Annotated in this window: 21 protein-coding genes; 10 read left to right on the top strand and 11 right to left on the bottom strand. The window is 64.9% G+C overall.

The window, feature by feature from the left end; translation table 11 throughout:
- Positions 1 to 142 precede the first annotated feature (142 nt).
- The gene (locus ACSQ25_RS16660) at positions 143 to 895 is read left to right on the top strand and encodes a phosphatase PAP2 family protein (RefSeq protein ID WP_436106788.1); all 753 of its coding nucleotides are present in this window, start codon (positions 143 to 145) and stop codon (positions 893 to 895) included.
- A gap of 25 nt (positions 896 to 920) precedes the next feature.
- Positions 921 to 1,757, top strand: coding sequence for a metallophosphoesterase family protein (locus ACSQ25_RS16655; protein ID WP_436106787.1), 837 nt, complete (start codon positions 921 to 923; stop codon positions 1,755 to 1,757).
- Here ACSQ25_RS16655 and cls read toward each other — a convergent pair whose 3' ends face one another.
- Both cls and ACSQ25_RS16645 read right to left on the bottom strand, forming a co-directional pair.
- Entirely contained in the window at positions 1,758 to 3,146 is a 1,389-nt protein-coding gene (cls, locus tag ACSQ25_RS16650; RefSeq protein ID WP_436106786.1) for a cardiolipin synthase, read from the bottom strand.
- The gene (locus tag ACSQ25_RS16645; RefSeq protein WP_436106785.1) at positions 3,143 to 5,254 is read right to left on the bottom strand and encodes a site-specific recombinase; all 2,112 of its coding nucleotides are present in this window, start codon (positions 5,252 to 5,254) and stop codon (positions 3,143 to 3,145) included. Before ACSQ25_RS16645 ends, cls begins: the two co-directional genes overlap by 4 nt.
- Positions 5,255 to 5,380: 126 nt before the next feature.
- Here ACSQ25_RS16645 and ACSQ25_RS16640 point away from each other — a divergent pair, with 126 nt between their 5' ends.
- Positions 5,381 to 6,217, top strand: coding sequence for a branched-chain amino acid aminotransferase (locus tag ACSQ25_RS16640; RefSeq protein ID WP_436106784.1), 837 nt, complete (start codon positions 5,381 to 5,383; stop codon positions 6,215 to 6,217).
- Here ACSQ25_RS16640 and ACSQ25_RS16635 read toward each other — a convergent pair.
- From ACSQ25_RS16635 to ACSQ25_RS16610, 6 genes are all read right to left on the bottom strand, one after another.
- The gene (locus ACSQ25_RS16635; protein WP_436106783.1) at positions 6,214 to 6,819 is read right to left on the bottom strand and encodes an NUDIX domain-containing protein; all 606 of its coding nucleotides are present in this window, start codon (positions 6,817 to 6,819) and stop codon (positions 6,214 to 6,216) included. The genes ACSQ25_RS16640 and ACSQ25_RS16635 overlap by 4 nt on opposite strands.
- Before the next feature lie 268 nt (positions 6,820 to 7,087).
- Positions 7,088 to 9,952, bottom strand: coding sequence for a TonB-dependent receptor domain-containing protein (locus tag ACSQ25_RS16630; RefSeq protein ID WP_436106782.1), 2,865 nt, complete (start codon positions 9,950 to 9,952; stop codon positions 7,088 to 7,090).
- A gap of 298 nt (positions 9,953 to 10,250) precedes the next feature.
- Complete coding sequence (locus ACSQ25_RS16625) at positions 10,251 to 10,919, bottom strand: OmpA family protein (RefSeq protein ID WP_436106781.1); 669 nt, start codon at positions 10,917 to 10,919, stop codon at positions 10,251 to 10,253.
- A gap of 106 nt (positions 10,920 to 11,025) precedes the next feature.
- On the bottom strand, positions 11,026 to 11,172 hold the full coding sequence (locus ACSQ25_RS16620) for a lmo0937 family membrane protein (RefSeq protein ID WP_020652694.1): 147 nt from the start codon (positions 11,170 to 11,172) through the stop codon (positions 11,026 to 11,028).
- Between the two features lie 105 nt (positions 11,173 to 11,277).
- Positions 11,278 to 11,505, bottom strand: coding sequence for a hypothetical protein (locus ACSQ25_RS16615; RefSeq protein WP_436106780.1), 228 nt, complete (start codon positions 11,503 to 11,505; stop codon positions 11,278 to 11,280).
- Between the two features lie 184 nt (positions 11,506 to 11,689).
- Positions 11,690 to 12,490, bottom strand: coding sequence for a glycine zipper 2TM domain-containing protein (locus ACSQ25_RS16610; protein ID WP_436106779.1), 801 nt, complete (start codon positions 12,488 to 12,490; stop codon positions 11,690 to 11,692).
- 218 nt (positions 12,491 to 12,708) lie between these two features.
- Between ACSQ25_RS16610 and ACSQ25_RS16605 the strand changes: the two genes are divergently transcribed.
- Positions 12,709 to 13,437, top strand: a complete 729-nt coding sequence (locus ACSQ25_RS16605) for a Crp/Fnr family transcriptional regulator (RefSeq protein WP_436106778.1) — start codon at positions 12,709 to 12,711, stop codon at positions 13,435 to 13,437.
- A gap of 104 nt (positions 13,438 to 13,541) precedes the next feature.
- On the opposite strand, the gene ACSQ25_RS16600 is transcribed toward ACSQ25_RS16605, so the two are convergent.
- The 3 genes from ACSQ25_RS16600 to ACSQ25_RS16590 form a co-directional block, all read right to left on the bottom strand.
- A complete protein-coding gene (locus tag ACSQ25_RS16600; protein ID WP_436106777.1) occupies positions 13,542 to 13,763 on the bottom strand; it encodes a glycine zipper 2TM domain-containing protein in 222 nt (73 codons plus the stop codon).
- 22 nt (positions 13,764 to 13,785) lie between these two features.
- Positions 13,786 to 14,106: a BON domain-containing protein gene (locus ACSQ25_RS16595; RefSeq protein WP_436106776.1), complete on the bottom strand. Its 321-nt coding sequence runs from the start codon at positions 14,104 to 14,106 to the stop codon at positions 13,786 to 13,788.
- Positions 14,107 to 14,201: 95 nt separating this feature from the next.
- On the bottom strand, positions 14,202 to 16,277 hold the full coding sequence (locus tag ACSQ25_RS16590; RefSeq protein ID WP_436106775.1) for an AsmA family protein: 2,076 nt from the start codon (positions 16,275 to 16,277) through the stop codon (positions 14,202 to 14,204).
- A gap of 192 nt (positions 16,278 to 16,469) precedes the next feature.
- Here ACSQ25_RS16590 and ACSQ25_RS16585 point away from each other — a divergent pair, with 192 nt between their 5' ends.
- Genes ACSQ25_RS16585 through ACSQ25_RS16560 form a run of 6 tightly spaced genes read left to right on the top strand, consistent with a single transcriptional unit; the run spans position 16,470 to position 19,654 of the window.
- Complete coding sequence (locus ACSQ25_RS16585) at positions 16,470 to 16,883, top strand: DUF4398 domain-containing protein (protein ID WP_436106774.1); 414 nt, start codon at positions 16,470 to 16,472, stop codon at positions 16,881 to 16,883.
- 59 nt (positions 16,884 to 16,942) lie between these two features.
- Positions 16,943 to 17,884, top strand: a complete 942-nt coding sequence (locus ACSQ25_RS16580; RefSeq protein ID WP_436106773.1) for an OmpA family protein — start codon at positions 16,943 to 16,945, stop codon at positions 17,882 to 17,884.
- Positions 17,885 to 17,909: 25 nt separating this feature from the next.
- Positions 17,910 to 18,443 carry a ferritin-like domain-containing protein gene (locus ACSQ25_RS16575; protein WP_436106772.1) on the top strand — a complete coding sequence of 178 codons (534 nt, stop codon included), beginning with the start codon at positions 17,910 to 17,912 and terminating at the stop codon, positions 18,441 to 18,443.
- 43 nt (positions 18,444 to 18,486) lie between these two features.
- On the top strand, positions 18,487 to 18,840 hold the full coding sequence (locus ACSQ25_RS16570) for a DUF883 family protein (protein ID WP_436106771.1): 354 nt from the start codon (positions 18,487 to 18,489) through the stop codon (positions 18,838 to 18,840).
- Positions 18,841 to 18,859: 19 nt separating this feature from the next.
- Positions 18,860 to 19,246: a phage holin family protein gene (locus ACSQ25_RS16565; RefSeq protein WP_436106770.1), complete on the top strand. Its 387-nt coding sequence runs from the start codon at positions 18,860 to 18,862 to the stop codon at positions 19,244 to 19,246.
- Between the two features lie 24 nt (positions 19,247 to 19,270).
- Complete coding sequence (locus ACSQ25_RS16560; RefSeq protein ID WP_436106769.1) at positions 19,271 to 19,654, top strand: hypothetical protein; 384 nt, start codon at positions 19,271 to 19,273, stop codon at positions 19,652 to 19,654.
- Positions 19,655 to 19,713 lie beyond the last annotated feature (59 nt).

Genomic DNA, 19,713 nt, shown 5'->3' with positions numbered 1-19,713 from the left:
GGTGTTTTCCTTTTATTAAATTCGTTGGAGTGAGTAAAGAATATCACAACTACTGTATAAATCTACAGGTACTGTGTGGATGTACAGTAAATTTTTATGGATGTGGTTTTTTAGCCAATCCGCGCAACCCCGAACGACACGCATGCCGAACGACATTTTTCCCCGACTCCAGCGCTTTGCCGCAGCCCGTTTTTCCCCCGAAGGCGAATACGGACTCCACCTGACCGCCGGCCTGGCGATGCTGCTGCTCGCCACCGCGGTGTTCGCCCGGATGGCCGGCGCCGTCGCCGCCGGCGCGCCCATCACCCAGCTCGACGTGGAAGTGGCCAACTGGCTGCATGCGCATGCCCGCGTCAACGACGGCCTGCGCCAGGTCCTGATGGCGCTCACCCACCTGCACAGCACGCCCGGCATCCTGGGCATGGCGCTGGTGGCCGGCATCTGGCTGGTCCGCAACGGGCACCGCTACTGGACCGTGGCCCTGGTCGCCAGCGTGCCCGGCGGCCAGGTCCTCAACGTCTTGCTGAAGCACACTTTCGAGCGTGCGCGCCCGCATTTCGCCGAGCCCCTGCTGGAGCTGAGTACCTACAGCTTCCCCAGCGGCCACGCAATGGGCGCGACGGTGCTGTACGGCTTCATCGCCTGCTATGCGGCGAGACACGCGCGATCCTGGGCGGGCAGGGTGCTGCCTTTCGTGCTGGCCGCGGCCATGGTGGCGACGGTCGCGTTCTCGAGGATGTATCTTGGAGTCCATTACCTGTCGGACGTGCTGGCCGCCGCCGCCGAAGGTTGCGGCTGGCTGGCGATCTGCATCACCGGCGCCGCCACCCTCAACCGCCGCAGCCGGGCGCGCGCCCGCCGCGCCGGCGAGGCCGTCGATCCGCAGGACATTTGATCAAACCAAGAGAATCGGGAAAGCGATGCGCACACTCGTACACCTGTCGGACCTGCATTTCGGCCGCGTCGACCATACGCTGCTCACCCCTTTGCGCGAACTGGTCGAGCGCATCGACCCGGACGTGCTGGTCGTTTCGGGCGACCTGACCCAGCGCGCCAGGGAGGAACAGTTCGAGGAAGCGCGCGCCTTCCTCGACACCCTGCCGGGCCCGCAGATCATCGTGCCGGGCAACCACGACATCTCGCTGTACAACGTGTTCCGCCGCTTCGTGAAGCCGCTGGAGCGCTACAAGCGCTACATCACGGACGACCTCGACCCGTTCTACCTCGACGACGAGATCGCCGTGGTCGGCGTCAACACGGCGCGCTCGTTCACGATCAAGGACGGCAAGGTGAGCCGCGACCAGCTGGCGACGGTCAGGCAGCAGCTGGCAGGGGTGTCGCCCTCGGTCACGCGCATCATCGTGGCCCACCACCCCTTCGACCTGCCCGACCATTTCGAGGAGCAGGACCTGGTCAACCGCGCGCCGCGCGCGATGGAGGCATTCTCGGAATGCGGGATCGACATCCTGATGGGCGGCCACATGCATGCCAGCCATGCGGGCAGCACGGCGGCGCGTTACCAGATGAGCGAATATGCGGCGCTGGTGGTGCAGGCGGGCACCGCCACCTCTACCCGCGGGCGGGGCGAGGTGAATTCCTTCAATGTGCTGCGGGTCGAGCGGGACAAGGTCGAGATCGACCGCTATGGCTGGGACGTGGTGCACGCCCACTTCGAGCTGGTCGATACCGACAAATTCTTCCGCGCCGGGAATGTCTGGACGCCGCATAACGACGGCCTGATGGCGGCGGGGCTGTAATCAGATCCAGTATTCGGCCAGGCGTCCCATGAATTCGCGCAGCCGGTCCTTCCAGGGCCGGTTGCGCCACGCCTCCAGCGTCACCTGCTTCGAGCTGCGCAGGTCTTCGTTGAAGGCCGCCTCCATGTCGCGCCCGAAGGCCGGGTCGAGCACCACCACGTTCAGCTCGTAGTTGTGGATGAAGCTGCGCCGGTCGATGTTGGCCGATCCGATGGTCGACCAGATGCCGTCGATCACCGCCGTCTTGGCGTGCAGCACCGCCACCTGCAACTGGTAGATCTTCACGCCGCCCTTCAGGAGCTGGTCGTAGAAGGCCTGGCCGGCGTACATGATCAGGTCATGGTCCGACACGGCCGGCAGCACCAGCTTGACGTCCACCCCGCGCCTGGCCGCGGCCACCAGGGCATCGACGATCTGCTGGTCGGGCACGAAGTAGGCCGAGGTGATGTGGATCGAGGTCTTGGCCTCGTTCATTGCCACCATCAGCGACTTGTAGATTTCCGAATCGCGGTCCGGGGTCGTGGCCAGCACCCGCATCACCTTGTCGCCGGCCGGGGCCAGGCGCGGGAAGTACTCGGCCGGCGGCAGTTCGCCCGCATCCTGGCGCACCCAGTTGTCGATGAAGGCGTACTGCAGGGCGGCCACGGCCGGACCTTCGATGCGGATGTGGGTGTCGCGCCAGCCGACCTCCTCGCTGTTGACGGTGCTCGGCTTCTTGCGTGAGCGGAACAGCGAGCTGTTGGCATAGGTCTCGCTGATGTTGATGCCGCCCGTGAAGCCGATCTTGCCGTCCACCACCATGATCTTGCGGTGGTCGCGGTTGTTCAGCTGCCAGGTGCCGGGGCGTTGCAGCGGGTTCACCGGATTGAAGATCAGGACCTTGATGCCGGCGGCGCGCAGGCGCTCGAAGAATTCCTTGGGCGTGGCCAGGGTGCCGACCCCGTCGGCGATGATGTTGACGACCACGCCCTGGCGCTGTTTCTCCATCAGGAGCTCGGCGAACTCCAGGCCGACCGGGTCCTGGTCGAAGATATAGGTCTCCAGGTTGATCGAGTTCCTGGCATCCCGTACGGCGGCCATCATGTCGCGCATGGTGGCCGGACCATCGAACAGCAGGGTGACCTTATTGCCGGGGATCAGCGGGGCACCGGTGGCCTGTTCTTCCAGCACCGCGAGCTGCTTCAGGTCGGGCGAGGCATTGGCCCAGCGCTTGCGCAGGAGCTCGGCCGCCCGTTTCGTATCCAGCATGCCGCGTGGCGTCGCCACCGCCGGCGTCGCCTTGGACGGGTTCTCGGGCAGGTGGTCGGCGTTCGGCAAGGACTTGCACGAGGCGACCACGCAGACGAAGGCGAGGAAGGCCAGGAAGCTGCTCAGGCGCTTGTTGTTCATTTCGTGTCCCTCATGATGAGTTCACTGTCGTTGGCCAGCCGGGGAAGGTCTTTGGGACCGAGGAAGAATTCGACCGGTGCGGTCAGCAGGCGCCGGCCCAGGGCCTGCACCAGCAGGATGCCGCGCTTGAAACGGATCTTGCGGGCGCGCATCGCCACCCACAGCGCGAGCCCGAAGCTGACCAGCAGGTTGACCGTGCCGATCAGGGCCACCCCGAGCGAGGCGGTGCCGATCGCGGTCCAGGACAGCGCATAGTCGAGGCCGACCAGGGCCGTGGCGAAGTTGGCGGTCGAAAAGGTGACGTGGCGAATGTCGAGCGGCAGGCCCAGCAGGAAGCCGACGAAGCCGGTCATGCCCAGCATGAGGCCGAAGAAGAAGTTACCCATCAGGCTGCCGAGGTTGTCCTCGACGTAGACCGAAAAACGCTCGAGGCGTGCCGGGCCCAGCAGCCGGCGCAGGCTGCGCAGCTGGCGCACGCGCTGGCCCATGCGGGTGTACAGGGCCTTGTTGTCGTAGTAGCCCGAGATCAGGCCGGCCACGAACAGCCACACGCCGGCGACGGCCGCATAGAACAGGGCCGGACCGTGGAGGGGATCGATGTCGGCCAGCAGGTGCCGGGCCTTGGCCGGGTCGACCATGTGGTTGCCGTTGATCATCTTGTAGCCGACCGCGATCAGCCAGGCCACCGGGAAGGCCAGCGCCACGTTGCCGAGCACGGCGACGATCTGGGTCCGGAACACCTTGGTGACCAGGGTGGCGAGGCTGTCGACGTCCAGCCCGCGGCCGTTGTCCGCATTCTGCAGCGAGGCGGCGATGTGCTGGGCCGTCATGGCCGGCTGCTTGGTTGCCACCGTGAAATGCAGCACGTAGATCAGGATGAAGCCCAGCGAGTAGTTCATGCTGAACAGGAAGGCCTCGACCAGCGGGGCCGTGTGCAGGTAACCGAGCATGATCTTGAACATCGCCATGAAGCCGACGATGAAGCCGGCGCCGGAGGCGGCCACGAACATATGGCGCAGGGCGCGCCGGGTTTCGGCGATGTAGTGCTCGCCGGTGCGGCTGGCGTTCTCGGTGACGTTGCGTGCCAGCAGGTCGACGTTGTCGCGCAACAGGCCGCGCACGCGGTACTTGGTATTGTGGGCCTCGATCAATTCCTCGGCCAGGGCGATGGCCGCCAGGCGGCGGTCGCTGGTCACCAGCCCGGCCGGCGTCGCCACCGAACTGGCCACCGCTTCCAGGTTCACCGACGGCGCGCTCGGCAGTTCGCCGCTGACATCCACCAGGTAGAGCAGCTTGTGCAGGCGGTCGATGCTTTGCTGCAGGGCGACCAGCAAATAGGTCAGGGCCACGCTGGTGCCGCTGCTCTGGGCGCCGCGGCGGATCTTGAGCACCACCTCGGTGCACTGATCGAGCATGACCAGCAGGTGGCGGGCCGGCTCGGGCTGCTCGATCTTGCCGTCGAGGTAGCGTGCGTATTCGTCGAGGTAGTGGTTGACCTCGATGTTCTGCATCAGGAAGGGCGAGTCGAAATCCTCGATCTCGCTGTAGCTGTGCACCAGGCGCGGCTCCAGGCCGAGCGCGCAGATGCGGCAGGACAGGGTGCGGATCGCATCGAGCAGGCCCATCAGGGTGACGTAGCGCGCGCGGTCCGGGGTCGCGTCTTGCGGCGGCGGGGCGTCGGCGATGACGTCGAACAATTCCATCCAGTCGGCATTCGGCACCATGCGGATCCAGGCGTGGTCGTCCTCGTCGTACAGTACCTGGTCGAGCGCGTCCGACAGGTACAGGTCGTTCAGGGCCGGCGGCAGGAAGCGGTAGGTCACGCGCCGCTTGAGTTCGGTAACGAAACCGTCGTTCGAGAGGATGCCGATGTCGCTGTACAGGCTGGTGTGGCGGCGGCGCTCGAGCAGGGTCGTGATGTAGCGCCGCAGGGCCCAGGCCTGTGCGGGATTGCCCCTGAGTAGCTGGGTGAGGGTGCGTACGGCCTGGACCGGATCGTCCTCCTTTTGCCATACCCAGCGGTGACGCGGGCGCAGGCAATCGACCAGGTCGACCAGCAGGTCGATGCGGTCGCTGTCGGGATCGATCCGTTCTAGGATTGCAAGCATGGGCAGTGTTGACTCTGGAAAGCCATAGTGTACGCGAGGCATCGATATCCCATGGTTCGCCACCGAACAATGAACCCCTTGAAAGCGTTACACTGAGGGACTGTGTCATATGAAAACGAGGGATGCATGTACCTGACTTATTACAACGGCCAATGGACTGAGGGCAATGTTCCACTGTACGGCGCGATGGACCACAGCCTGTGGCTGGGTTCGTCGGTCTTCGACGGCGCGCGCGCCATGCGCGGCAAGCTGCCCGACCTGCGTCCGCACCTGGAGCGTGTGATCGCATCGAGCGAGAAACTGGGCCTGCGCTGTCCGCTGAGCGTGGACGAGATGGAAGCGCTGGTGCGCGAAGGCGTGGCGAAGTTCCCGGCGGACGCCGAGCTCTACATCCGCCCGCTGGTGTTCGGCACCGAGGGCTTCCTGATCCCGGTACCCGAGGCCAGCCAGTTCGCGCTGACGCTGTTCGACGCACCGTTGCCGCCCTTCACCGGTTTTTCCGCCTGCCTGTCGACCATGCGCCGCCCGCAGCCGAGCATGGCGCCGACCGACGCCAAGGCTTCCGCCCTGTACGCCAACTCGACCCGCGCCATGCGCGAAGCGAAGGCGCGCGGCTTCGACCAGGCGATCGTGCTCGATGCCGACGGCAACGTCGCCGAGTTCGCCTCGTCGAACCTGTTCATCGTGGCCCCCGACGGGTCCGTGGTGACGCCGAAGCTGAACGGCACCTTCCTGGCCGGCATCACCCGCGCACGCGTGATTGCGCTGCTGGCCTCGGAAGGCGTGCACGTGGAAGAGCGGACCGTCGGACCGGAAGAGCTGGTCACGGCACGCGAAATCTTCAGTACCGGCAACTACGGCAAGGTGACGCCGTGCACCCGCTATGAAGACCGCACGCTCGAAGCCGGCCCGGTGGCGCGCCGTGCGCGCGAGCTCTACCTGGCGTTCACCGACGCGAGCTAATCCGCTGCGTGATCTGGTCCACTGGACCAGATCACCTCGCGCAGGAACTGCAGCAGGATCACCGTCTTGGCATCGACGATGCCGCCTCCCTTCACCTGCCTGAAGGCTTCGTCGACGTCCATCTCGAGGACCTCGATGTCCTCGCCTTCCTCTTCCTTGCCGCCCCCTGTGCCCTTGCGGTCGCGTTCCCCGTACTCGCCCAGGTAGCAGTGCACCGTCTCGGTCAGCGAAGAGGGATTCGGGAAGAATTCGATCACCTTGCGCAGGCCTTGGCCGCGAAAACCTGTTTCCTCGCACAGTTCGGCGCGCGCACGTTCGCCCGGATCGGCATCGTCCAGCATGCCGGCGGGAACTTCGATCATGAAGCCGTCGTGCCCGGCCAGGCGCGCGCCGATGCGGAACTGGCGGGTCAGCAGGACGGTGCGCTTGTCCGGGTTATACAGCAGCACGGCGGATCCGCCGGCATTGGCGTAGACCTCGCGCGTTTCTTCGCGCGTTCTGCCGTCGCGGCGGCGCTGGGTGAAGCGGACTTTCTTCAGCGCGAAGTGATTGGCGGAGAGGGTTTCTTCATGGAGGATGTGGATCGGGTCGTCGTCTTGCATGGGAAGCTCCGGATGCTGTTGGAGACGACTATAGCGTTGGTGGGGAAGGGATAGCGCTCGGATGATGCAAGGAAAATTGGGTTCCCGCCTTCGCGGGAACGACGGTCTTTTGGCTAACGGAAGAATAGTGCTAACGCTTTTTCAGCCACCTTCTTTAGCACGTCGTTCTCGCGAAGGCGGGAACCCAAGTCCGTCGCATACCACCAGCACAAACGAAAAAAGCCGCCCGGTTCACACCAGGCGGCTTTCACTCAAACTACCAGCTCAATCAGAACTTGTAGTTCGCGCTCACGCGGAAGTAACGGCCCATCGCATTGTGCAGCTGGGTGTTGAAACCTTCGGTCGGGTAACGCGGATCGTAGGGAGCCGCGGTGTCGAAGATGTTCTTGATGTTGGCCGACAGGGTCCAGTTCTTGAAGCCGGTGTACGAGTACGCGACGTTGAACGTGGTCCATTCCGGCACCGAGCAATCGCTCACCCAGTTGCTGAACTTCTCGAGGCCGCCCAGGCTGTAGGCGCCGGCCGGCTGGCCCTTGCCGTAGTGGCAGTAGGGCACCGGGTAGGTGACGTCGTTGTCGGTACGGCGCAGCAGCGAGACCGGCGAGACGAAGTCCACCGAGCCGGTGACCGAGTGCGCACCGCGCGACCAGTTGGTCGACAGGTGGGCGCGGTGACGCGGGATGTCGCCCACGGTGATCGCCCAGTCCGAGTAGCCGCCGGCGGTGCCGACGACGTTGGCTTCCACTTCGCCCGGACGCTCCGAACGCTTGAAGGTCAGCGCGTAGGACCAGTCGAACTTGGTGGTCAGGCGGCCCTTGTCGCCCAGGTTCAGGCGGTGCGCCACTTCGAAGTCCAGGCCCGAGGTCTCGGTTGCGCCCTGGTTCACGTAGTAGCGGTTCACGGCGGTCAGCGGACCGGTGCCCGGGATCGGCTGGCCGTTGGCGCCGATGACGAAGTTGAGCGGGTTGGTGTCGCGGATGGCCAGGCCCGGGTACAGGTCCGGGTGGTCCACCACGTAGCCGGCCGACAGCAGGGCGGTTTCGTCTTCCTTGCGGATCTTGTAGTAGTCCACCAGGATGTCGAGGTTCCTGGTCGGGGCGATGATCGCGCCGAACGAGAAGCTCTTCGAGGTTTCCGGCTTCAGGTCCGGGTTGGCCTTCGAGCGCGACGAGATGCTGCGGCGGCAGTCCGAGGTGTCGGCGCCGTTCAGCGGGTTCTTGCCGTCCGGGCAGCGCAGGCTATCGACGACGGTCGAGAACGACTGCACGCCGCCTTCGGCGATCTGCGACAGGGCCGGGGCGCGGAAGCCTTCGGCGTAGGACGAGCGGAAGGTCAGCTTGTCATTGACGATGAACTTGGCGCCGACTTTCGGCACGAAGGAGTTCTCGGTCGGGTACTTGTCGTAGCGGCCGGCGAAGTCCATTTCGAAGTTCTTGGTGAACGGGGTACGCAGTTCGACGAAGGCCGACTTGACCATGCGCTTGCCGTTGACCAGCGAGTTGGCCAGGCCGATGATGTTGCCCACCTGGGTCTGGTAGTCCGGGGTCAGCGCCAGCTTTTCCTGGCGGATTTCGCCGCCGAAGGCCACGCCGATGTCGCCGCCGGCGAGCTGGCCGAGGGTGGTCGATGCCTTGGCATCGAACTGGCTGACCTGGGCATAGCCCTCGTTCACCACGTCACGGTAAGCGCCGGCGTCGGCCGCGGTCTGGGCCAGGGTGCGGCCTTCGGTGACGATGCGGTCGATGGTCGGGCGGTACAGCATGCCCTTCATGGTCTCGGTACGCTCGCTGCGGTTCAGCAGCAGGGCGGTTTCCCAGTCGAAGCGGCCGCTGGTGCCCTTCAGGCCGGCCAGCAGGCGGCCCGACTGGTTGACGTTCTTCGAGCCGCCGTCGACGCCGACGAAGCGGTAGCCGATCGCCGCGCGCGAGGTGGTCCAGGGGTTGTCCGGATGGCCGGCCGGCAGGATCAGCTGGTAGTCGCTGGCGGTGCCGTCGGCACGGAACACGGTGGTCGGCGCGGTCGACGAAATGGTCGAGGAGTTGCCGGTGTATTCGCGCTCGGTGCGGGTGATGCCGGCTTCGACGAAGGCGGTGATGTCCGGGGTGAGCTGGAAAGTCAGCTTGCCCAGCAGGTTGGCATCGTTGCCCTTCGACTGCGCTTCCTGATTGCTCCAGGTGTCGTAGTTGCAGAAGCTACGGCCGTTCAGCATCGAGGTGGCCGACAGGTTGTGGCGTTCACGGTTGCCGGTGATCTGCTGCGAAGGGTCGCAGCCCAGGCGGTTGATGATGTCCGCACCGGTCGCCAGGGTGGTGGCGAAGTTGCGCGCGCCGGCGGTGCGCTCGCGGAAGAAGAAGGGCTGGTCCGAGACGTAGCTGCCGTACTCGTTCAGGCGCGCGTTGATGTCGGCGTACATGTGCTGCTTGACGTCGCGGGCATCGCGGATGCCGGTGCGGTCGCGCGAGGACAGGTCGAAGGTCAGGAAGGCGTTGTAGCGGTCCGCTTCCAGGTCGCCGAAACCGAACACGCCCGCAACGCTCCGGCGTGCGAACTCGAGGTTGTCGTTGGCGCTGGCCGAGGCGGTGATTTCCTTGCCCTGGTAGTTGGTCTTGGTGATGAAGTTGATCACGCCGGCGATCGCGTCCGAACCGTAGACGGCCGAGGCGCCGTCCTTGAAGATCTCGACGCGCTCGATCGCCGAGACCGGGATCGTGTTCAGGTCATACACGGCCGACTTGCCCTGGTTCGGGTCGGCATAGGCCGAGGCGGTGATGCGGCGGCCGTTCAGCAGGATCAGGGTCGACGAGGAGCCGAGGCCGCGCAGCGAGGCGGTCGAGGCGCCTTTCGAGAAGCTGCCGTCGGTGATGTCGTTCGAGGTGCCCGAGCCGAAGGCCGGGATCGAATGCAGCAGTTCCGACACGGTATTGGCACCGGTGGCGGCGATCTGCTTGGCATTGATGGTGGCGACCGGCGACGAACCTTCCTTGTCGGCGCGCTTGATGTTGGAACCGGTCACAAAGACTTTCTGGACCGAGGCTTCTGCGGCTTGCTGGGCAAACGCGGCGCTGGTCGAGGCCAGTGCCACAGCGACAGCGATGACGCTGCGCTTTACTACGAGTTGCTGCTGCTTAGACAAAATATCTCCGAAACTTCTGAAACACAACTTTGTTGATCACATCTCCGCACTGTGAATATTCGTGAATATTCACCGGAGGATGACATCAAAGCATTTCGCACAGACAAAAGTCAAATCGGATTGGTAAATTGTTTGTTAATTGCGACACCCATAAGCGGCAGGTATGGAAGTCCGCAGAGATTTTATGGATTCTGTAAATATGGATAAGAAAAACTAATTCATTGGAAAAGAAAAAGGGCCGGAATCACCGGCCCTTGTCTAGACGAGGTGTGAATATTCACACCTGTTCCGCGCGATTTTAGCCCTGACCGCGTTCCGCGACGTAGATTTCGACGCGGCGGTTGCGTGCGCGGCTCGAGGCATCGGTGTTCGACGCGATCGGTTCGCGCGAACCGCGGCCTTCGATCGTGACGCGGTTCGGGTTCACGCCGCGATTGGCCAGGTAGTCGCGGGTGCGTGCTGCGCGGTCGACCGACAGCGGCTGGTTGATCGCATCGGTGCCGGTGTTGTCGGTGTGGCCGATGATGACCACGGTGGTGGCCGGGTTTTCCTGCAGCGTGGAGGCGAAGCGGTCGAGCACCGGCTGGAAGTTCGACTTGATGTCGGCACGGCCGGTATCGAACGAGACGTCGCTCGGGATGTCGAGCTTCAGGCGGTTGTCCGAGGTCTGGCTGACCTGCACGCCGGTGCCGCGGGTCGCTTGTTCCATCGCCTGTTTCTGTGCTTCCATGCGCTTGGACCAGATGTTGCCGATCACGGCGCCGGCAGCGGCACCGATTGCCGCGCCGCCTGCGGTGCGCTTGCCGCCGCCCCCGCTGGTGCTGGCGCCGACGATGCCGCCCAGGGCTGCGCCGATGCCGGCGCCCTGTGCGGTGCCGCGTTGGGTAGCGGACATGTCGGCGCAGCCGGTGGCGGTAAAGGCCACGAGGGAAGCGGCAATCACGGATTTGGTCAGTTTGGTATACATGGTGGTCTCCTTAAAAAAGCAAAAATCCGCTTCGCGGTCATGCCCGCAAGTTCGAATGCAGGCACGACTGCGAAACGGATTGGGTCTTACGAAAAATCTGCAACAACTATATGCCTCGTCCGCTGATCAGGCGCACCAGGATCATGATCACGGCAACGACCAGCAGGATGTGGATGAAGCCGCCGATGGTGTACGAAGTCACCAGCCCGAGCAGCCACAGGACGATCAGTATAACGGCAATTGTGTATAGCATGATAATGCTCCTTCCGTGGAATCACGCGCTTCGGCGTCGTGATTCCAGTGTGCCGCCGCTTACTGCTGGCCTCTGTACGATGCCGTACTTATCGCAGCTGAAAAATCACGCGTGGCCGTTTTCCTTACGCAATCCCGGGATCCAGCCCATGAAACCCAGCAGGCCGGTGACCCCGATCAGGCAGGTCACCATGCCACCCGCCACCAGGAACACCACATCCTGCGGCTGCAGGCCACCCGCCGCCGTATCTCCCGGTGGGTGTGCCGACAGCAGACCGAAGGCTGCAACGACGATTCCCCAAACGATGATGCCGATCCATGCCATGCTGTTCATGATGCGTTCCCCCTGAAGTGGTTATTTTTTGCACCGCATACGCACTTGCTAGCGTGGGTCCATTGTCGGGGTAGCTCATCCATTGTTCCGTGCGCTGCCGCACATTGCGTTTGAGAAAGTTATTCAAATGTAATAAAAGCCGGGATCCTTGCGGAATCCCGGCTTTGTCAAGGAGCTGAGGGACTCAGGCGACCGAGCGCAGGCGGCCCTTGACGATGCGCACGCGGTCGCCGCTGCGCCATGCCGGCGCGCTGCTCTGGCGGAAGGTGCGCAGGGTGCCGTCGTCGAGGCGCACGCGGATTTCGTAGCTGGTGGTGGCCTTCATATTGCCCTCGACCTGGTTGCCGACCACGGCGCCGCCGATGGCGCCCGCCGCGGTCGCGATGGTACGGCCGGTGCCGCCGCCGATCTGGTTGCCCAGCAGGCCGCCGATGACGGCGCCGCCGGCCGCGCCCAGGCCGCTGCCTTCCGCGCGCTGCTTGATGGTGCGGACCGATTCCACGTTGCCGCAGTTCGAGCACCAGTTGCGGCCGTTGTCGGCGGCCGCCACCTGGACGGCCTTCCTGGCCGGCTTGCTGACCGGTTCTTCATAGTCGCGCGCCGGCGCGGTGGCGGCGGCTGCGGCCACCGCGGGCGCTGCGGCGTAGCCGGCCGCCGGTGCATAGGACTGGGCCGGCACTACCTGTTGGGGCGCAGCGTTCACGTAGGCGGAGCCGTCCGGCGCCTGGACGTAGCCCGGAGCCGGCACCTGGCCTGGGACGGCCGCCACCATGCCCGGCTGCGCCGTGCCCGGGGGCAGGGTCGAGGCCAGTGCGAGGCGGTCGGCTTCGCTCAGCTGGCGGTCGCTGTTGCCGCCCACGGAAGAGGGGATCCAGCCCAGGATGGCTGCGGTGCCGACCAGGCAGAACAGCAGGACCGCGAGTGCGGCCAGGATCATCAACGGGTGCATGCGTCCGCGTGCGGAGGGGTGGGGGGAGGTATTCATGGTGGTCCTTTCGGCGTGGTCTTGTCGGGCTCGAACCAATGCATGGATGCAAACGGTACGAGCGGCCTGTTCATTAGCGAATTGTCCTCAGGAACAACAAGCGGTTCCGTGCGTCACCGTACATACTAGGGCGGAGGGGGGCGGTTACGCTGACTTAAATTGTTTGCAAATGTATCCGACAGACGGTTTGGGTCATGCAATCCTCACACGAGAATCCAATGAACTTTGCCGTACCGCCGCCGATTGCCGAACACAACAGCAATCTCTTGCTGGCCGCGCTGCCGCCGCAGGAGCTGGCGCAGGTCCTGCCCTTGCTCGACCCGGTCACCGTTGCCCTCGGTGAGGTGCTGTCCGAGGCCGGCGACCCGCTGCGCTACATTTATTTTCCGCACGATTGCCTGATCTCGCTGATGGGCGTGGCCGAGGGCCGCATGACGCTCGAGGTCGGCCTGGTCGGGCGCGAGGGCATGGTCGGCGCCACGGTGGCGCTGGGCCACGATACGGCCCAGGTGCGCGCCATCGTCCAGCGCGCCGGCAGCGCCAGCCGCATGGACAGCAAGCGCTTCCGCGCCGAAGTGGCGCGCAATCCCTCGCTGCAGCGCGTGCTGTACCGCTACACGGACACGCTGCTGGCCCAGGCCATCCAGATCGCCGTCTGCAGCCGCTTCCACGTGCTGGAGGCGCGCCTGGCGCGCTCGCTGCTGGTCACGCGCGACCGCCTGCAGTCCGACAAATTCCACCTGACCCATGAATTCCTCGCGCATGCGCTCGGCGTGCGCCGGGTCGGCGTTACCAAGGCCGCCAGCGCACTGCAGCAGCAGGGGCTGATCAACTACAGCCGCGGGAATATCGAGATCCTCGACCCGGACGGACTGGCGGCGGCCTCGTGCACCTGCTATGAGATCGTGAAGGAAGCAGGGGCTCTGCCGGTACTCGGCGTCATGTAGGGTGGGCGGGTATCCCGCCCACGCGTTCAAATACGAAACCCGACCCGCAAACAAAAGAGCCTGGCATCGCCAGGCTCCGTTGTGTCGCTGCTAGAAAAATCGTCTTAGTTGGTCTTGCCAACCTGGTTGCCGACCACGCCGCCCACGGCTGCGCCGCCGACGGTGCCGACTGCGCTGCCGCCGGTCAGGGCGCCGCCGATCACTGCGCCGGCACCGGCGCCGACTGCGGTTGCCTTGTCCTGCTGCGACATGCCGGAGCAGCCGGTCAGGCCCAGCGCTGCGGTTGCCAGAGTTGCGGTCACTACCAGAGTTTTGATGGTTTTCATGTTGATCTCCTTTTACGGTGGGTTATTTCAAGCGCAGGTCATTCCTGACCGATTTCACGCCCTTCACGGTCCGGGCAACCGATGCCGCGGCCGCCACACTGTCCGCCGAGTTGACGAATCCACTCAGCTGCACAACGCCTTGCACGGTCTCGACATCGAGTTCGGACACCTTCAGCGACGGGTCGCGCCCGAGGGCGGTCCTGACGCCGGCGGTGATGGTGGCATCGTCGATGGCTTGCGCCACCGGTCCGCCGCCCGACGTCGCACATCCTGCGACCTGGCCCAGGGCCAGCATGAGCGCGAGGGCGGTGGTGATACCGAAGTGCTTTCCTCTTTGCTTCATGCCGCAGTGTTCGTCGAGTCCATGTGCACAGGATATTGTTTCCGCGCGGTCTGGTATGTTCGACAACTCACAGTGCCGCGAAAATATTCTTGAGCTCAACGGCGCTGGGTCTTGCCCGGTGGCGGCGCGCTCGGCTTTTCACGGGCCTGCGCCAGCAGCCGCGCGCAGTCGCTGTCCTCGCCCGGCCCGGTATTGATCAGCGGGAGCAGGGCCGCAATCGGCGCCACGGCGGCGAGCGCAATCGCGCTGCCGGCCTTCATGGCCAGCACACCCTTGTCTACCGACACGTCCGGTTGGCTGAACGGCCCGCGCACGTAGAACGGCGAGCGCAGCGAGAACAGGCGCAAGCCCTTGGTCTTCGGATCGATGCGCATGTCCAGCTGCTCGTTGGCCAGGTTGACGGTGCCCGCGACGTTGATCAAGGCCTCGTCCGTATCCACCACGAAGTAACGGGTGCGCGCAAGACCGTTGGTGACGGCGAAATCGGTGGCCATGCAGTTGAGTTGCACCTGCTTGTCGCCGAACAGCTTGGTGATGACGACATTGGCCACGTTCAAGCCCATCATTTCCAGCAGCATCTTGCTCACCTGGCCCTGGTTGATCAGGGTCTTCAGCTCGCCGTTCGAGCCCGCCAGCAGGCTGGACACCGAATTTCCCTGGGCGGTGAGGTTGGCGTCGCCGCTGATGCTGCCGACCGAGGCCTGCAGCTGCTCGATCTTCGGGAACAGCTTCTTGATCTCGATCTTGCGCGCGGTGACCTTGGCCTGGGCCTTGATCGCCTTCGGCCCGGTGCGGCCGCGGCCGTCGAGGCGGATGTTCGAACGGACCGTGCCGCCCGCCATCGCGAATTCGAGCGGCTCGAGGTTCAGCACGGCATTGTTCATCTTCAGGTGGGTCGACAGCTTGCTGATCGGGAAGGCGGTATCGCGGACGATGCGGTCGGCGGCGAAGTGCACGTCGGCATCCAGCTTGTTCCAGCGTTCGGTCTTGAATTCCTCGACCGGCAATACCTTGCCGCTCGGCTGCAGCGCATCGGCGTTGCGCTCCTTCTTGGCGGCGTTGGAATCGGCGCCGATCAGCGGCGCCAGGTCGGTGAACACCAGCTTCTGCGAGCGGACCTTGCCCGACAGCTTGGGCCTTGCCCCGCCGGTGGCGTACTCGAGGCGTCCACCGATGTCGGAGGAGCCGACCTTGCCCTTGAAACCGTCGTACACCCAGCGTGCCGAGCGCTTGCCTTCGCTTTCCTCGCCCAGGGTACCGATCAGGCGCCCCGAGGTCGAGAACGGACCGGTGGTCGGCAGCACCACGCCGGTGAAGTTGTACAGCTGGTCCATGCTGGGGCCGGCCAATTCGAGCTTGAGGTCGAGCGCCGCCAGCTTCGACGGACGCGTCACCGTGCCCTCGACCGCGATCCGGGTCTTGCCCGATCGCATGTCCGCCTGGATCGGGTAGGGCGTCGTCTGCTGCTTGAGCGAGAGCACCGCGCCGGCCTTGCCGCCGCCCTCGACCTTGGCGCCGTTATAAGTGCCATCGAGGGTCCAGCCGACCCCGTAGCGCGGGTCGCGCTCCAGCGTGCGCACGCGCGCCGTCACGTCGGCCTTGGTCACCGCATCCTTGATGTGGACGATGCCGTCGGTCAGCACCACGCGCTCGAGGTCGAGCGTCCAGCGCGACTTTTCTTCCTTCTTTTTAAAGGTCCAGTTGTTGCGCTTCTCGTCGAGGCGCAGCAGGTCGACGCGCGGGCCGTCGAAGCGCAGCAGCGGGATGTTGATGGTGCGCGAGAGCAGGGCGAAGGGATTCAGCGAGAACGAGAACTGGCGCGCGCTGCCCGAGTCCTGCGCCGGCATGCCGGCCGGGTTGCCGATGTGGGTGTCGTTGGCGATCAGGTGCGGCCAGGGAATGTGGTCGCGCCAGGTACGCTCGGACGGTGCCATGGTCTCGGCCGGGCGTTCCCATTCGACGTGCAGGTTGCCGCGGATCTCGAAGGGACGCTCGATGGCTTCGCTGACCCTGGCGTTGATCCAGGGACGGGCGCGGTTCCAGTCGAAGGTGAGAATGAAGATGATCGCGATCGCCGGAATGGCGACCAGGATGCCAAGTATGCTCAGGATCAGGGTCTTGCGGCGCGCCGGGTGACGGCCCTGCGCCGCCTGCTTGTCGGTCTCGGCCATGGCGGACTTTCGCTTGTAGGTAGGTTCAGTCCAGCTTAGCGCAAGGCAGTTGGCGCCAATGTGCGCTGCCTAACGCTCTGCCATTGAGCAGGCCGCTGCGGGCCGGGCAATGTGCGGCAGCGAACCGAAGGCAGGGGATAACAGGTTTATAACGTTATCAAGGACATTTCCTCATCAATAGGAGAACAAGCGATGGACCAAGAACATTCGATGAGCCGTCTGTTGAAATCGCTGGCCGCCGCGGCCGGTGTGCTGGTGCTGGCGGCGTGCACCAGCCCGCAGAAGGCGCCCGCCACCGCCGACGTGGCGGTCTCGCGCAATGCGGTGGAGAACGCGGTGTCGGCCGGCGCCGCCGAACTGGCGCCGGCGGAGATCACGGTCGCACGCGACAAGATGATGCGCGCCAACCAGGCGCTCGCTGCCAAGGACTACAAGCTGGCCCGCGAACTGGCGATCCAGGCCCAGGCCGATGCCAAGCTGGCGCAGAGCAAGGCCAATTCGGCCAAGGCCACCGCCGCCGCCAATGCCCTGGACGCCGACCTGCGCGTACTGCGCGAGGAGGTCGAGCGCGCCAATGCCCCGGCCACGTCGACCACTACGCAATAACAAGAAGTTCCCTTCGTTGACCGCCGCACGCTGCGGCGCCCAGGAAAAAGGACAAGCACATGAAAACCCGCTCCACGATGTCGCTGCTGGCCGCCGCCGTGCTGGCCGCAGCCTGCGCCACCGCCCCGATCACGACGCCGACGCTGGACCAGGCGCGCGCCGATTTCGTTGCCGCCAACAATAACCCCCAGATTTCCCAGTACGCGCCGCTCGAATTCAAGCAGGCCAGCGACGCCCTCGACCAGGCCAATGCCGCCGCCGCGCGCCGCGAAAGCCTGAACGACGTCGACCGCCTGGCCTACGTGGCCAAGCAGCGCATCGCCACCGCGATGGAGGTAGCCAAGGCCAAAGGGGCGGAAGTCGATATCGCGAACGCCTCGCGTGAACGCGACCAGGTTCGCCTGGCCGCCCGTACCGCGGAAGCCGACCGCGCCAAGCGCGAGGCCGAAGCCGCCCAGACCCAGGCCGCACAGGCCCAGATGCAGGCCCAGGCCGCCCAGCAGCAGGCCCAGACGGCCCAGATGCAGGCCGCCGCCGCCCAGGAGCAGAACGCCGCCCTGGCCCAGCGCGCCGCCGTGCTGGAAGCGCTGCTGGTCGAACTGCAGGCCGTCAAGACCGAGCGCGGCTATATCGTGACGATCGGCGACGTGCTGTTCGCCACCAACCAGGCCAGCCTGACGCCGAACGGGATGTCGACCTTGCGCAAACTGGCCGACGTCATGGCGCAGAACCCGAACCGTAGCGTGCTGGTCGAAGGGTTTACGGATAGTACCGGCAGCTCCTCGCACAACCAGGAATTGTCGCAGCGCCGCGCCGAAGCCGTGGCCTCGGCACTGGGCTCGCTCGGCGTACCGCGTGACCGCATCGCCATGAAGGCCTACGGCGAGGCCTTCCCGGTGGCCCCGAACGACACGGCATCCAACCGCCAGCGCAACCGCCGTGTCGAGATCGTGCTGTCGAACGAGAACGCGCAGATCCCGCCGCGCAGCACGGGGCGCTGAGCCGGCATTTGAAAGAGGAACAGTCATGGAAGAAACGAAACACCTGGCACATGGGTTCGACGTCGCGGCGATCCGCCGCGCGGCGGCCAAGCTCGACGACGGCGCCGTCACCGAGGGTTACCAGGCCGACCGCGAGGCGGTCATCGCGATGCTCAACGACGCGCTGGCCACCGAACTGCTGTGCATCCTGCGCTACAAGCGCCATTACTACACGGTCAGCGGACCGAACACCGGCCATATCAAGGCCGAGTTCCTCGAGCACGCCCAGCAGGAGCAAGACCATGCCGACCGCATCGCCGAGCGCATCGTGCAGCTGAACGGATCGCCCAACTTCAATCCGGCCACGCTGACCGCGCGCAGCCATGCCGAGTACGACGATTCCGAAGACGTGCAGGCGATGATCCGCGCCGACCTGATCGCCGAACGCGTGGCGATCGAGTCCTACCGCCAGATGATCCTGGCGATCGGCGACAAGGACCCGACCACGCGCGCGCTGCTGGTCGACATCATGTCGGTCGAAGAAGAACACGCGGACGACATGCGCGACCTGCTTGCCTGAATACAGGCATCATTCAACAACCACAACACTAACGGAGTAGACCATGTACGACACCACCCGCAGCACCTACAAATCCCAGGCCCACGCCCACCAGTTCGACAGCAATGCAGCGGAGGCATCGTCGGATGTCAAGGCGCTGGTGCGCGACGCCCAGTCGATGCTGAGCGCTGCCGCCGCACTCACGGGCGACAAGGCCGAGGAGCTGCGCAGCCGCGGCATGGAGCTGCTCGACCGCGCGCTCGGCCGCGCCGGCCAGTACCAGGGCGAGGCCATGGAACGTGGCCGCGAGCTGGCACACGAGGCCGATGTCTATGTGAAGGACAATCCGTACCGCATCCTGGCAGTCGCCGCCGTCGTGGGCGTACTGCTCGGTGCTCTCCTCAGCCGTAAGCAATAAGCGCAGCCGGGGGATTGCCATGCAGAATGACGACACTGTCGTGCATAACCCCGGCCTCATGGCCGGGATCTCCAGCCTGATGAAGAGCCTGTTCGGCCTGGCCGTGTCGCGTGTCGAGCTGGCCGCGCTCGAGCTGTCCGAGGTGCGCAACCACGTGATCGAGCTCGTGGCCCTGTTCGGTGCAGCCGTGCTGGCGATCTGGTTCGCCATCGCCTACGGCACCGCGACCATCGTCGCGCTGGCATGGGACGACATGGGCTGGAAGATCCTGCTGATCCTGTTCGTCGTGTTCCTGGTCATCACCGGCATCCTGGTGGCGAAGGGCCTGGCGCTGCTCAAGCAGGACAAGCTCTCCTTCCCGGCAACCATGAAGGAACTGAAGAACGACCGCGACATGCTGCGCTAAGCGGCGACACGAAGGAGGGGAAACATGCACAATGAAGACGGAACGACCGGATTGGCCGGCCACAAGCACAGCATCGATCCAGTCAGGCGCAAGCAGGAGTTGCTGCGCGAAGGCGAGTATTTCCGCACCAGTGTGGCGCAGGCGCGCGCCCAGATCCGGCATGCGGCGCGGCCCGACGTGATACTGCATGGTGCAATCGACCACGCGACCCATGCGTTGCGCGTGCGAGCCGATGCCTTGTTGCGGCCCACCGGCACCAATGTGTCGGCGCTGATGCCTTACGGTATGGCGGCATTCGATTTTATCCGCCAACGCCGACTCGGCAAGCAGGCTGGCACGGCCGCAATCCTGCTCGGCGTCCTGGGTTGGTATGTGCATAAGCGGCGTGCGCAGTCAGGACAGGCCTGAAGCAGCCGGATAGCAGCAACACGACAGAATATGGTGGGGCTTGAGCGGCGTCGCAATCA

The organism is Massilia sp. LjRoot122, from assembly GCF_964252725.1.
Taxonomy (GTDB): Bacteria; Pseudomonadota; Gammaproteobacteria; order Burkholderiales; family Burkholderiaceae_D; genus Telluria.
Note: the sequence above shows the minus strand (reverse complement) of the source record. Positions and strands in the feature narration are given on the sequence as shown.